General features: G+C 72.6%; 12 protein-coding genes. 8 read left to right on the top strand and 4 right to left on the bottom strand.

The genetic code is table 11. The annotated features are described in order from the left end of the window. Positions 1-154: 154 nt before the first annotated feature. From ABZY57_RS21420 to ABZY57_RS21405, 4 genes are all read left to right on the top strand, one after another. Positions 155-2857, top strand: a complete 2703-nt coding sequence (locus tag ABZY57_RS21420) for a nitrate- and nitrite sensing domain-containing protein (protein WP_356514191.1) — start codon at positions 155-157, stop codon at positions 2855-2857. Beyond that, positions 2857-3300 carry a roadblock/LC7 domain-containing protein gene (locus tag ABZY57_RS21415; protein ID WP_356514185.1) on the top strand — a complete coding sequence of 148 codons (444 nt, stop codon included), beginning with the start codon at positions 2857-2859 and terminating at the stop codon, positions 3298-3300. The genes ABZY57_RS21420 and ABZY57_RS21415 overlap by 1 nt, the downstream gene beginning before the upstream one ends. A gap of 71 nt (positions 3301-3371) precedes the next feature. Then, positions 3372-3698, top strand: a complete 327-nt coding sequence (locus ABZY57_RS21410) for a DUF742 domain-containing protein (RefSeq protein WP_254381858.1) — start codon at positions 3372-3374, stop codon at positions 3696-3698. Then, positions 3698-4336: an ATP/GTP-binding protein gene (locus ABZY57_RS21405; protein ID WP_356514189.1), complete on the top strand. Its 639-nt coding sequence runs from the start codon at positions 3698-3700 to the stop codon at positions 4334-4336. The genes ABZY57_RS21410 and ABZY57_RS21405 overlap by 1 nt, the downstream gene beginning before the upstream one ends. A 70-nt stretch (positions 4337-4406) precedes the next feature. Here the strand turns inward: ABZY57_RS21405 and ABZY57_RS21400 are convergent, their stop codons facing one another. Next, positions 4407-4835 carry a PPOX class F420-dependent oxidoreductase gene (locus ABZY57_RS21400; RefSeq protein ID WP_356514183.1) on the bottom strand — a complete coding sequence of 143 codons (429 nt, stop codon included), beginning with the start codon at positions 4833-4835 and terminating at the stop codon, positions 4407-4409. A 106-nt stretch (positions 4836-4941) separates the two neighbouring features. On the opposite strand from ABZY57_RS21400, the gene ABZY57_RS21395 reads away from it, so the two are divergent. Then, on the top strand, positions 4942-5340 hold the full coding sequence (locus ABZY57_RS21395; protein WP_243340556.1) for a roadblock/LC7 domain-containing protein: 399 nt from the start codon (positions 4942-4944) through the stop codon (positions 5338-5340). Between the two features lie 188 nt (positions 5341-5528). Beyond that, entirely contained in the window at positions 5529-6326 is a 798-nt protein-coding gene (locus tag ABZY57_RS21390; protein ID WP_356514181.1) for a DUF6397 family protein, read from the top strand. Here ABZY57_RS21390 and ABZY57_RS21385 read toward each other — a convergent pair. The 3 genes from ABZY57_RS21385 to ABZY57_RS21375 form a co-directional block, all read right to left on the bottom strand. Continuing rightward, a complete protein-coding gene (locus tag ABZY57_RS21385) occupies positions 6290-6700 on the bottom strand; it encodes a YchJ family metal-binding protein (RefSeq protein ID WP_356514179.1) in 411 nt (136 codons plus the stop codon). The two genes, ABZY57_RS21390 and ABZY57_RS21385, sit on opposite strands and share 37 nt — an antisense overlap. Before the next feature lie 32 nt (positions 6701-6732). Further along, positions 6733-7635 (bottom strand): acyl-CoA thioesterase II, encoded by a 903-nt coding sequence (locus tag ABZY57_RS21380; protein ID WP_356514178.1) that lies wholly within the window; start codon positions 7633-7635, stop codon positions 6733-6735. Between the two features lie 106 nt (positions 7636-7741). Beyond that, positions 7742-10264, bottom strand: coding sequence for a DUF3516 domain-containing protein (locus ABZY57_RS21375; protein ID WP_356514176.1), 2523 nt, complete (start codon positions 10262-10264; stop codon positions 7742-7744). 144 nt (positions 10265-10408) lie between these two features. Between ABZY57_RS21375 and ABZY57_RS21370 the strand changes: the two genes are divergently transcribed. Next, positions 10409-11200: a metal-dependent hydrolase gene (locus ABZY57_RS21370; protein ID WP_356514174.1), complete on the top strand. Its 792-nt coding sequence runs from the start codon at positions 10409-10411 to the stop codon at positions 11198-11200. A gap of 19 nt (positions 11201-11219) precedes the next feature. Then, complete coding sequence (locus tag ABZY57_RS21365; protein WP_356514172.1) at positions 11220-11915, top strand: hypothetical protein; 696 nt, start codon at positions 11220-11222, stop codon at positions 11913-11915. Positions 11916-11925 lie beyond the last annotated feature (10 nt).

Here is an 11925-nt window from a genome sequence, read left to right as displayed (position 1 = left end):
CCCCGCGTGGACTGAGGGGCGCGGCGCCGCCGCGCCCCGCACCCGGCACCGCCCCGCACCCGCCACCGCCCCGCACCCGGCACGCCCCCGCCCCCGCCACCGCCACCGCCCCGCGACCGTCACGTACGTACGCACCGCCCGGAACGAGGAGCCCATGCGCAGACCCCGCAGAACACCGGAAGCAGCGGCGTCGCGGCCGCCCGCGCCCGCGCCGGCGGGGGGCCGCGGGAAGGGGCCGGGCCGCCGGGCACATGCCGGACCGCCCGCCCGGGAGCCCGTGGAGCACGAAGGCTCCGGCGGGCTCGCGGCGATAGCCGGCGCGGCCGGGGGCGGTGGCCGGGGTCCGCGCCTGCGGCTGCGCCCCGCCACCGTCCGGGCGAAGATCGTCTCGTTGCTGATGGTGCCGGTGGTCTCCCTGCTCGCCCTCTGGGCCTTCGCGACCGTCGACGCGGCCCAGGACGTCGCCCGCCTCAGCCGCGCGCAGCGCGTCGACCGGGAACTACGGGGACCGGTCGAGACCGCGGTCACGGCGCTGCAGGCCGAACGGCGCACGGCCGTACGGCTGCTGGCCGACCCCACCGGTGGCCAGGCGGCCGCCGCCCAGGCCCCCGGCCAGAGCGCCGCCCTGGACGACCAGGCGCGCCGCACCGACGGAGCCGTACGGGCACTGCGGCTCGGCGACAGCAACACCGTGGCCGACTCCGGCGACTACCGCAGCGACATCGTCGTCCGGCTGCGCGCCTTCGTCGCCGCGGCCGAGGGGCTGGGTCCGGCACGCGAGGACGTCGCGGGGCGCCGGGCGACCCCGGAAGCGGCGTACGAGACGTACACCCGGGTCATCGACGCGGCGCTGGAGGTCGGCGGCGCCCTCTCCGGAGGAGGCCAGGACGCCGAACTGGGCGTCGACGCCCGGGTCCTGCTGGAGTTCGCGCGGGCCGGGGAGCAGCTCTCGCGGGAGGACGCCCTGCTGACGGCGCAGGGGCCGCGCACCGCCGAAACGCTTCGCCGGCTGACCGGCGCGGTCGAGACCCGGCGCGCCCTGACCGCCTCCGCCGCCCGGGACCTGCCCGCCGCCCAGCAGGACGCCTGGCAGGCCGTGGCCAAGAGCGCCGCCTACGCCGACCTCACCGGGGCCGAGGACCGGGCGCTGGCCACTGCGGTCGCCGCCGGTGCCGGGGTCGTCGGACCGCCCCCCGGTTGGGAGGCGGCCTACATCTCCGTCGCCGGCTCGATGCGGGAGATCGCGGACGCCGCCCATGCGGCGTCCGCGGACCGCGCCGACCCGTTCGGCGCGGGCGCGCTGAGTCCCGCCGGAGCCGCCGTCGCCCTGGGCCTGGCCGCCGTGGCCGCCTCGCTCGTCATCTCGGTCCGCATCGGCCGGGCCCTCGTCGTCGAACTGGTCTCGCTGCGCAACGCCGCACTGGAGATCGCGCACCGCAAACTCCCTCAGGCCATGAACCGGTTGAGGGCCGGCCAGACATTCGACGTGTCCGCCGAAACCCCGCGCGGACCGGCCGCCGACGACGAGATCGCCCAGGTCGGCGAGGCCCTGGCCACGGTTCACAGGGCCGCGCTCAGCGCCGCCGTCGAGCGCGCCGAGCTGGCCAGCGGCGTGAGCGGGGTCTTCGTCAACCTCGCCCGGCGCAGCCAGGTCCTGGTGCACAAGCAGCTCACCCTGCTCGACTCGATGGAGCGGCGCGCCGACGACCCGAACGAGCTCGGCGACCTCTTCCGCCTCGACCACCTCACCACCCGCATGCGGCGGCACGCGGAAAGCCTGATCATCCTCTCGGGCGCCGCCCCCGGTCGCGCCTGGCGGATGCCGATCCCGCTGACGAACGTCGTACGGGCCGCCGTCTCCGAGATCGAGGACTACCCGCGCGTCGAGGTCCGCCAGCTGGCCGAGGCCGCCGTCGTCGGAGGAGCCGTCGCCGACCTCACCCACCTGCTCGCGGAACTCATCGAGAACGCCACGCAGTTCTCCCCGCCCCACACCAAGGTCCGGGTCAGCGGAGAACCCGTCGGCGCCGGCTACGTCCTGGAGGTCGAGGACCGGGGGCTCGGCATGGGCCGCGAAACCCTCCAGGAGGCCAACCGGCGCATCGAGCAGTCCGAGGCGCTCGACCTCTTCGACAGCGACCGGCTCGGGCTCTTCGTGGTCAGCCGCCTCTCGGCCCGCCACGGTGTGAAGGTGCACCTGCGCATGTCACCCTACGGCGGCACCACCGCCGTGGTGCTGCTCCCGAACTCCCTGCTCCAGGGCGCTCTCACGGCCGCCGCACCGCAGCCCGAGGAGCAGGTACCCGCGGCCCCGGCCCGCGAGCCGGTCACCGAACCGGCCCGGGAGCGGTTCAGGGAGCCGTCCCAGGCCATCGGCGTCGTACGGGACGAGGTGCGCGGGGTCCCGGTCCCGGACCGCAGCCCCGTACCGGAGGAGCCCCGGCCCTCCGCGGTGGCCCCGCTGCGGCCGCGCGGCTCCGCGGGCGCGGTTCCCCGTACGCCCGCCCCGGCGGTCACGGCGGCCCCCTCGGGCCCATCGGCCGCCTCGGGCCCATCGGCCCCCTCGGGCCCGGCCGCCTCGGTCACCGAACTGCCGCGCCGGGTCCGGCAGGCGAGCCTCGTCCCGCAACTGCGCGAGGCTCCCGCGCCCAAGCCCCCGGCCGGTGTCCGGGGGGCGGAGGAACCGCGCGGCCGCAGCCCCGAGCAGGCGCGCGAGCGGATGGCGGCGTACCGGGCGGGCTGGGTGCGGGGCACGCAGGCGAGCAGCGAGGCCGGCGCGGACGGCCTGGACGGTCCGGGCAGTTCGGGCGGCGCAGGCGGGACAAGCAGTACTGGCGAAGGCGAAGGAGCACGATGATGATCGAACATCAGAGGATCGACCTCGACGGGGTCCGCAGGTCGGGCGAACTCGACTGGCTCCTCGACGACCTCGTGGTCCGGGTGCCCGAGGTCCGGCACGCCGTGGTCCTGTCCAACGACGGCCTGGCGGTGGGCGCTTCCAGCGCGCTCAGCCGGGAGGACGCCGAGCACCTGGCGGCCGTGGCCTCCGGCTTCCACAGCCTGGCCAAGGGAGCGGGCAGGCACTTCCGCGCCGGGGCCGTGCGCCAGACGATGGTGGAGATGGACGAAGGCTTCCTCTTCGTGGCGGCCGCCGGAGACGGATCCTGCCTGGCCGTGCTCAGCGGGGCCGGCGCCGACATGGGGCTGATCGCCTACGAGATGGCCCGGTTGGTCAAGCGGGTCGGCGAGCACCTGTACACCCCGGCCCGGTTCGCGGCGCGGCCGCCGGCCGCCGGTTGAGGGCGGCGGCCTTGAGCACGAACGGCCAGTGGTACGACGCCGACGCGGGCCCGCTCGTCCGTCCGTACGCCATGACCGGCGGACGCACGAAGCCGGGACCCCACGGGGTCCGGTTCGACCTGATCGCGCTGGTCGTCGTCGACCCGGCGGGAACGGACGAGGCGGCCGAGTCGCTGCTCGGGCCGGAGCACCGCGCGCTGCTCGGCCTGTGCCGGGACGAGACCCAGTCGGTGGCCGAGCTCGCGGCGGACGCCGACCTGCCCGTGGGCGTGGTGCGCGTACTGCTCGGGGACCTGCTGGAGGCCGGGCACGTCAAGGTCAGCCGGCCGGTACCGCCTGCACAGCTGCCGGACGAGCGGATTCTGCGTGAAGTCATCGAGGGATTGCGAGCGCTGTGATGGGACTGCAGGACAACGGGCCGGCGCCGGCCGCCGAGGGCGGAGAGGAACTGGCGGCGCTCGCGCTGAAGATACTCGTGGCGGGCGGCTTCGGCGTCGGGAAGACGACCCTCGTCGGCTCGGTCAGCGAGATCCGGCCGCTGCGGACGGAGGAGCTGCTCAGCGAGGCCGGGGAGCTGGTCGACGACACGGGTGGCGTCGACCAGAAGACGACGACCACGGTGGCCATGGACTTCGGGCGGATCACGATCAGGTCGGGGCTGTCGCTCTACCTGTTCGGGACCCCGGGGCAGGACCGGTTCTGGTTCCTGTGGGACGAGCTGTCGCAGGGCGCGCTGGGCGCGGTGGTCCTGGCCGACACGCGGCGGCTGGAGGACTGCTTCCCGGCGGTGGACTACTTCGAGCACCGCAAGATCCCCTTCGTGGTGGCCGTCAACTGCTTCGCGCACGCACGGCGGTACGCCTCGAACGAGGTCGCGCGGGCGCTGGATCTGGATCAGGGGACGCCGGTGGTGCTGTGCGACGCGCGGGACAAGGACTCCGGGAAGGAGGTGCTGATCCGGCTCGTGGAGTACGCGGGGCGGGTACACACGGCGCGGTTGCTGGAGTCGGTGGCACCGCGGGCCGATTCGGTGTGAACCGGCCCGCGGCGGGAGGGGTGGAGCGGGGGATGCGGGGATAGGGCGTGCGGGGGATGCGGGGGTGCGGTCAGTCGGCCACGCCGGCGGCCGAGATCACCTTGTCGATGAAGACCCGCACGAGGAGTTCGCCGGGGACGGCGTTGCGGCGGCCGAAGGCTTCGCCGTGCTCTTCTCCCATGTAGCGTGCGCCGATCCTGGTCGCCCAGGGGAGCATCGCGTCCAGGTCCTCACTGATCTCTGCCCGGCCCTGGAGGACGACGTAGGAGAAGGGCGGCCGGTCGTCGTCCACGCAGAGCGCGACGCGGCCGTCGCGGGCCAGATTGCGCCCCTTGACGGTGTCCTTCCCGGTGTTGAACACCAGGGAGTCGCCGTCGAGGACGAACCAGATGGGAGCGATGTGAGGGCTTCCGTCCTCACGGACGGTGGACAGCTTCCCGGTGCGGGTGGAGTGGGAGACGAACTCCCGCCATTCCTCTTGAGTCATCTTCTTCACCATGGGTCCATCCTCCTTGCCGGAAAGCAGCTGGTGGGGAAGGCTGGCGGCACGACTATGCGGGGTGGGGCGCGGCCGGACCGGCCGCGTCGACGGGGAGGGACTGTATATGGCGCTGGACAAGCAGCTCGACTGGCTGCTGGACGACTTGACGCGGCGCGTGCAGCAGGTGCGGCACGCGGTGGTGCTGTCCAACGACGGCCTGGTGACGGGCGCGAGCGCGGGGCTGGCACGGGAGGACGCGGAGCACCTGGCTGCCGTCGCGGCGGGGCTGCAGAGCCTGGCGAAGGGCTCGGGGCGGCACTTCAGGGCGGGTGAGGTCCGCCAGACGATGGTCGAGTACGACGACGGGGTCCTCTTCGTCATGGCGGCGGGTGCGGGCAGCTGCCTGTGCGTGCTGAGCGCCTCCGAGGCCGACATCGGGCACGTGGCGTACGAGATGACGCTGCTGGTGAACCGGGTGGGGGAGCACCTGGGTGTGGCGGAGCGGCGGATCACCGGCGGCTGAGGCGGGTAAGAGGCGCACTCGCGCGCACACTCGGCCCGTTCCGAGTTGTCCACAGGCACTGCGGGGTGTCGTCGCTCTGCGTTACGTTCTTCACACACGGTAGTCATTCGGGTGGGGAGAGGGCGATGACGCAGACGATTCAGGTAGCGCAGGCACCGCGGGTTACGCAGGCGCCGCAGGTACCGCACATGGCGCCGACCGTGGTGGCGGAGTGCGGAGAGGTCACCGACCTGTTGGGCGGAGGGCGGGCAGCGGGGGAACTGGGGCTGAACCGCGGCGAGTTCGCCCGCGCGGTCCAGCTGGGCATCGTACGGGCCGGGCCCCAGGGGGCCGCCGGGGCCGCGCGGTACACCCGGACCGAGCTGGACCGGGTCCGGTCGGCCGAGGGATTCCCCGGCGTGCTGCGCGAGCGCGTGGAGACCGTCGCGGGAGCGGGTGCCGCGGCCGCCGTCCTGGGGGCCGGACCGAGCAGGTTCACCCGGCTCGCACGCTGCGGACACCTCGTTCCGGTGGGCTACCGGATCAACCGCTACCGGGCGGTGGTGTGGCTCTATCTGGCCGCGGAGCTACGGGACTTCGGGGCCCGCGAGCCGGGGATGCTCCGCGGGAGCGCGCCGCCGGGGGACCGGGAGCTGATCGAGGCCAGGGCCGACCTGCGACCCCGGAAGTGGCGCGAGCGGCATGTCGGGCTGTTGCTGAAACGGACCGCCGGTCCCTGGGAGCGGGCTGCCGTACTTGCCTCCGTGCTCCCCGAGGACGACGTGCGCAGGGCCGTGCCCGACGCGGCGGAGCGGATCCTGCTCGGGGCACTCGCCCCGCCCCTGCCCTTCGGGCACCCGCAGGTTCCGGCGGCCGCCGAGGTGGCGGCCCGGCTGCTGCGGGCCGGGCCACCGGACGAGATCGACTGGTACCGCACCAGCCTGGCCTTCGCCCTGACCGGAGCGAGGGGTCAGTCGAAGTCGACGGGGGAGAGGGGGCCGACGTAGACCCAGGCCCCGTTCTCCCGGGCGAAGGAACTGTGCTCGTGCAGCGAGCCGGTGTGCCGGCCCTCGCGGTAGTGCGCCCGGAACTCCACAGAGCCCTCCGTCTCGAACATCCCGCCGCGCTCGGTGGCCAGGATCTCCAGCCGTTCCCAGCGCTGCCCGGGATCCAGGTCGAGCACGCCCGGCCGGGTCGTCGGGTGCCAGGAGCGCAGGAGGTAGGCGGTGTCGCCGACGGCGAAGGCGCTGAAGCGGGAGCGCATCAGCAGCTCGGCGGTGGGCGCCTGCCGCTCGCCGGAGTGGAAGCGGCCGCAGCACTCCGGGTAGGTGGCGGGCAGCCCGCAGGGGCAGGGGAGGGCCGGCGTGGCCGGATCGGGCATGGTCGGGCTCAGTTCTTCGAGGACGGGAGGGATTACTGCGGCGACACGGGCGGCTTGGAGGCCTTGGCGCCGTAGGGGCGGAAGAGCCCCTCCTGCACCACCGACACCAGCAGCTTGCCTTCGAGGTCGTAGATGCGGCCGCGGGCCAGGCCCCGGCCGCCGTGCGCGATGGGGGATTCCTGGTCGTACAGGAACCACTCGTCCGCCCGGAACGGCCGGTGGAACCACATGGCGTGGTCGAGGGAGGCCATGTCGAAACCGCGCATGCCCCACAGGGGTTCCACGGGGATGCGCACGGCGTCGAGGAGGGTCATGTCACTGGCGTAGGTGAGGGCGCAGGTGTGCACGAGCGGGTCGTCGCCCAGCGGGCCGACGGCGCGCATCCACACGGCGCTGCGCGGGTCGGCGTCCTTGAGCTCCTCGGGGGTCCAGCGGAGCCGGTCCACGTACCGGATGTCGAAAGGCTGGCGGCGGGCCATCCGCTCCAGCGCCTCCGGCAGCGTGCCCAGGTGCTCGCGGATCTCGTCCACGACCTTCGGGAGCGCGTCCGGGTGCGGGAAGTCGAGGCGGGGAGGCAGCTGGTGCTCGATGCTGCCCTCCTCCGGGTGATGGAAGGAGGCGGTCAGGTTGAAGATGGTCTTGCCCTGCTGGACCGCGGTGACCCGGCGGGTGGTGAAGGAGCGCCCGTCGCGCACCCGCTCCACCTGGTACACGATCGGCACTCCGGGGATGCCCGGGCGCAGGAAGTACGAGTGGAGGGAATGGACGGGCCGGTCGCCCTCCGTGGTGCGGCCGGCAGCCACCAGCGCCTGGCCGGCGACCTGGCCGCCGAAGACGCGCTGGAGGGACTCCTGGGGGCTGGCGCCCCGGAAGATGTTGACCTCGATCTGCTCCAGGTCGAGCAGATCGACCAGCCTCTCGGCGGGGTTCGTCATCAGAGGATCTCCACGGTCGGGCCCGGCGTCCGTGACGGCGCCGGTCGGTTGCGGGGCGGTGGTGGGTTGCGGATCGGGTGCCGGCCCGGGCGGAGCCGGGAGGAGGTCAGAGCTGGCCGAGTTCGCCGACCGAGGTGACGCGCAGGACCGCGCGGCCCTCCTCGTCGGAGGCCGCGAGGTCGACCTCGGCGCTGATGCCCCAGCCATGGTCCCCGTTGGGGTCGGCGAAGGTCTGCCGGACGCGCCACAGGCCGTGCGCCGGGTCCTCCTCGATCTGGAGCAGCTTGGGGCCGCGTGCGTCGGGGCCCGTACCCAGGTCGTCGTACTCGTCCCAGTAGCCGTCCATGGCCTCGCCCCAGGCGTCGGCGTCCCAGCCGGAGTCGCCGTCCAGCTCGCCCAGCACGTTGACGTGGTCCAGCGCCGCCAGCTCGACCCGGCGGAACATGGCGTTGCGGACCAGGACGCGGAAGGCGCGCGCGTTCGCGGTGACCGGCTTGACCTGGTCGGCCTTCTCCTGGGCCTGCTCCGCCGTCTCCACCTCCGGGTTCGCCAGCTGCTCCCACTCGTCGAGCAGGCTGGAGTCGACCTGGCGGACCAGCTCGCCGAGCCACTCGATCAGGTCCTGGAGGTCCTCCGACTTGAGGTCGTCGGGGATGGTGTGGTCCAGAGCCTTGAAGGCGCTCGCCAGGTAGCGCAGCACGATGCCCTCGGTGCGCGCCAGTTCGTAGTACGAGGTGAACTCGGTGAAGGTCATCGCGCGTTCGTACATGTCGCGGATGATCGACTTCGGGGAGACGGGGTGGTCGCGGACCCACGGGTGGCTCTTGCTGTACACGTCGTAGGCGTGCAGGAGCAGCTCTTCGAGCGGCTTGGGATAGGTGATCTCCTGGAGCCGCTCCATCCGCTCCTCGTACTCGACCCCGTCGGCCTTCATCGCGCCCACGGCCATGCCGCGTTCCTTGTTCTGCTGGGCGGCGAGGATCTGGCGCGGGTCGTCCAGCGTGGACTCCACCACCGAGACCATGTCCAGCGCGTAGGAGGGGGACTCCGGGTCCAGCAGGTCGAAGGAGGCCAGCGCGAAGGTGGACAGCGGCTGGTTCAGTGCGAAGTCCTGCTGGAGGTCGACGGTCAGCCGGATCGTGCGGCCCTCGGCGTCCGGGGTGTCGAGCTTCTCGACGACACCGCCGTCCAGCAGGGAGCGGTAGATGGCGATGGCCCGCCGGATGTGGCGCAGCTGGGCCTTGCGCGGCTCGTGGTTGTCCTCGAGCAGGTGGCGCATCGCCTTGAAGGCGTCGCCGGGCCGGGCGATGACCGACAGGAGCATGATGTTGGTGACCTTGAAGCGCGAGGTCAGTGCTTCCGGGTCGGCGGCGATGAGCTTCTCGAAGGTGGTGTCCGACCAGGCCACGAAGCCCTCGGGGGCCTTCTTGCGGACCACCTTGCGGCGCTTCTTCGGGTCGTCGCCCGCCTTGGCGAGCGCCTTCTCGTTCTCGATGACGTGCTCGGGCGCCTGGGCCACCACATAGCCGGCGGTGTCGAAGCCGGCCCGGCCGGCGCGGCCGGCGATCTGGTGGAACTCGCGGGCGCGCAGCGTGCGGACCCGGGTGCCGTCGTACTTCGTCAAGGCCGTGAACAGCACCGTGCGGATCGGGACGTTGACGCCGACGCCGAGGGTGTCGGTGCCGCAGATGACCTTCAGCAGACCGGCCTGGGCCAGCTTCTCCACCAGGCGGCGGTACTTGGGCAGCATGCCCGCGTGGTGCACGCCGATGCCGTGCCGGACGTAGCGCGAGAGGTTCTGGCCGAACTTGGTGGTGAAGCGGAAGTTGCCGATCAGCTCGGCGATCTTGTCCTTCTCCTCGCGGGTGCACATGTTGATGCTCATCAGCGACTGCGCCCGCTCGACCGCCTGGGCCTGGGTGAAGTGCACGATGTAGACCGGCGCCTGCCGGGTCTCCAGCAGCTCGGTGATGGTGTCGGTGATCGGCGTCGTGACGTACTCGTACGACAGCGGGACGGGCCGGGTGGCGGAGCGGACCACGGAGGTGGGCCGGCCGGTGCGCCGGGTCAGGTCCTCCTCGAACCGCTTCATGTCGCCGAGCGTCGCCGACATCAGGATGAACTGTGCCTGCGGCAGCTCCAGGATTGGGATCTGCCAGGCCCAGCCGCGGTCCGGTTCCGCGTAGAAGTGGAACTCGTCCATCACGACCTGGCCGATGTCGGCGTACTTGCCGTCGCGCAGGGCGATCGATGCCAGCACCTCGGCGGTGCAGCAGATCACCGGCGCGTCCGAGTTCACCGAGGCGTCGCCGGTCAGCATGCCGACGTTCTCGGTGCCGAAGAGCTTGCACAGGTCGAAGAACTTCTCCGACACCAGCGCCTTGATCGGCGCGGTGTAGAAGGTGACCTTGTCCTGGGCCAGGGCCGTGAAGTGCGCGCCCGCCGCCACCAGGCTCTTGCCGGAGCCGGTCGGGGTGGACAGGACCACGTTCGCGCCCGACACGACCTCGATCAGCGCTTCCTCCTGAGCCGGGTACAGGGTGATGCCCTGGTCCTCCGCCCACGAGGAGAAAGCCTCGAAGAGGGCGTCGGGGTCGGCGTTCGGCGGGAGCTGATCAATGAGGGTCACACCCCCCATCTTGCCTGGCTTCCCCCCGGATCAGGGAACCGGCGGACAGAAGGAAGATCATCGACGGTACGCTGTGCCGTCGATGCGGCCCGAACGACACCGTCAACAGGGCCCGACCAGCACACCACCGGGGCGGGAACGACCATGATGGGTCCGGCGCACTCACTGTCCGGCGCAGCGGCCTGGCTGGGGGTGGGCGCCGCGGCGGCGGCCTCCGGGCACCCGATGCCCTGGCCCGTCCTCGTCGTCGGCGCGCTCATCTGTGCAGGAGCCGCCCTCGCCCCCGACCTGGACCACAAGTCGGCGACGATCTCCCGCGCCTTCGGTCCGCTCTCCCGGGTCCTGTGCGAGGTGGTCGACAAGATCTCCTACGGGGTCTACAAAGCCACCCGGGCCCCGCGCGACGCCCGCCGCACCGGTGGCCACCGGACCCTGACCCACACCTGGGTCTGGGCCGTCCTGATCGGCGCAGGCTCCTCCGCGATCGCCGTCACCGCGGACCGCTGGGGCGTCCTCGCCCTCCTCTTCATCCACCTGGTCCTCGCCGTCGAAGGCCTGCTGTGGCGGGCCGCCCGCATGTCCAGCGACATCCTGGTCTGGCTGCTCGGCGCGACCAGCGCCTGGATACTGGCCGGCGTGCTCGACCAGCCCGGCAACGGCTCCGACTGGCTCTTCACCGCCCCCGGCCAGGAATACCTGTGGCTCGGCCTCCCGATCGTGCTCGGCGCCCTGGTCCACGACATCGGTGACGCCCTGACCGTCTCCGGCTGCCCGATCCTGTGGCCCCTGCCCATCGCGGGCAAGCGCTGGTACCCGATCGGCCCGCCGAAGATGATGCGCTTCCGCGCCGGCAGCTGGGTGGAGCTCAAGGTCCTCATGCCCGTCTTCATGCTCCTCGGCGGAGTCGGCGGAGCCTCGGCCCTCGGCTTCATCTAGCCGCCCGTAGCCTGGCCGGATGTCCGAAGACGTCCTCGCCCTGTGGCCCCCCGCGCACGCCACCGCCACCGACTGGCTCGCGGAGCTCTCCCAGGACGACGGCCTGACCGGATACGAGGCACCCGGGCTCCCTGATGCCGCCTGGGTGCTCGGCGGCATGTACGAGCGCGGCACGACCGCCGGGGACTCGGTCAACGGCAGCCGGAGCCGGGACGAGCACCCGGGCCCGGGCTGGGAGCGGCTGCGCTGGGCGGAGCTGGCCGCTCGCCTCGGCGATCCGGTCGTGCCGCAGGGCACCTATCCCTGCTTCCGCTGCTTCCCGTCGGCGAAGAGACTGAAGCACCGCCTCGGCACCATCGAGTGGCCCGCCGAGGGCAGTCTCGACCGGCCCACGTGGGACCAGCTGATCCGCTTCCTCACCGCACACAGTTCCCAGGGAGCGGACACTCCCTGTCTGGCGTACTACAACCCCCTGGTCATGCAGGACTTCGAGACCAGGCACGTCCGCTCGGGCCGGCTGGGCGATGCCGGTGCCCTCTTCGACAACCCGGAGGTCCTCTGCACGCCCTCCAACCTGTGGGCCGCGGACCGCTCCTGGGTCGTCTTCACCGACTACGACCTCTGGGCCACCAAGGTCTGCGGCCCCCGGCCGCTCGTCGAAGCGCTGCTCACCGACCCCGAGATCGAGGCCGTCCGCCTGCCCTGGACCACGTAGGCGCGGTACA

The sequence above is a fragment of the Streptomyces sp. NPDC006450 genome (genome assembly GCF_040612195.1).
GTDB lineage: Bacteria > Actinomycetota > Actinomycetes > Streptomycetales > Streptomycetaceae > Streptomyces.
Note: the sequence above shows the minus strand (reverse complement) of the source record. Positions and strands in the feature narration are given on the sequence as shown.

What these genes read in the sequence shown, in the direction of transcription:
- ABZY57_RS21420 (WP_356514191.1), top strand. Translation starts at nt 155, where the DNA reads ATGCGCAGACCCCGCAGAACACCGGAAGCAGCGGCGTCGCGGCCGCCC.
- ABZY57_RS21415 (WP_356514185.1), top strand. Translation starts at nt 2,857, where the DNA reads ATGATCGAACATCAGAGGATCGACCTCGACGGGGTCCGCAGGTCGGGC.
- ABZY57_RS21410 (WP_254381858.1), top strand. Translation starts at nt 3,372, where the DNA reads ATGACCGGCGGACGCACGAAGCCGGGACCCCACGGGGTCCGGTTCGAC.
- ABZY57_RS21405 (WP_356514189.1), top strand. Translation starts at nt 3,698, where the DNA reads ATGGGACTGCAGGACAACGGGCCGGCGCCGGCCGCCGAGGGCGGAGAG.
- ABZY57_RS21400 (WP_356514183.1), bottom strand. Translation starts at nt 4,835, where the DNA reads ATGGTGAAGAAGATGACTCAAGAGGAATGGCGGGAGTTCGTCTCCCAC.
- ABZY57_RS21395 (WP_243340556.1), top strand. Translation starts at nt 4,942, where the DNA reads ATGGCGCTGGACAAGCAGCTCGACTGGCTGCTGGACGACTTGACGCGG.
- ABZY57_RS21390 (WP_356514181.1), top strand. Translation starts at nt 5,529, where the DNA reads ATGGCGCCGACCGTGGTGGCGGAGTGCGGAGAGGTCACCGACCTGTTG.
- ABZY57_RS21385 (WP_356514179.1), bottom strand. Translation starts at nt 6,700, where the DNA reads ATGCCCGATCCGGCCACGCCGGCCCTCCCCTGCCCCTGCGGGCTGCCC.
- ABZY57_RS21380 (WP_356514178.1), bottom strand. Translation starts at nt 7,635, where the DNA reads ATGACGAACCCCGCCGAGAGGCTGGTCGATCTGCTCGACCTGGAGCAG.
- ABZY57_RS21370 (WP_356514174.1), top strand. Translation starts at nt 10,409, where the DNA reads ATGATGGGTCCGGCGCACTCACTGTCCGGCGCAGCGGCCTGGCTGGGG.
- ABZY57_RS21365 (WP_356514172.1), top strand. Translation starts at nt 11,220, where the DNA reads ATGTCCGAAGACGTCCTCGCCCTGTGGCCCCCCGCGCACGCCACCGCC.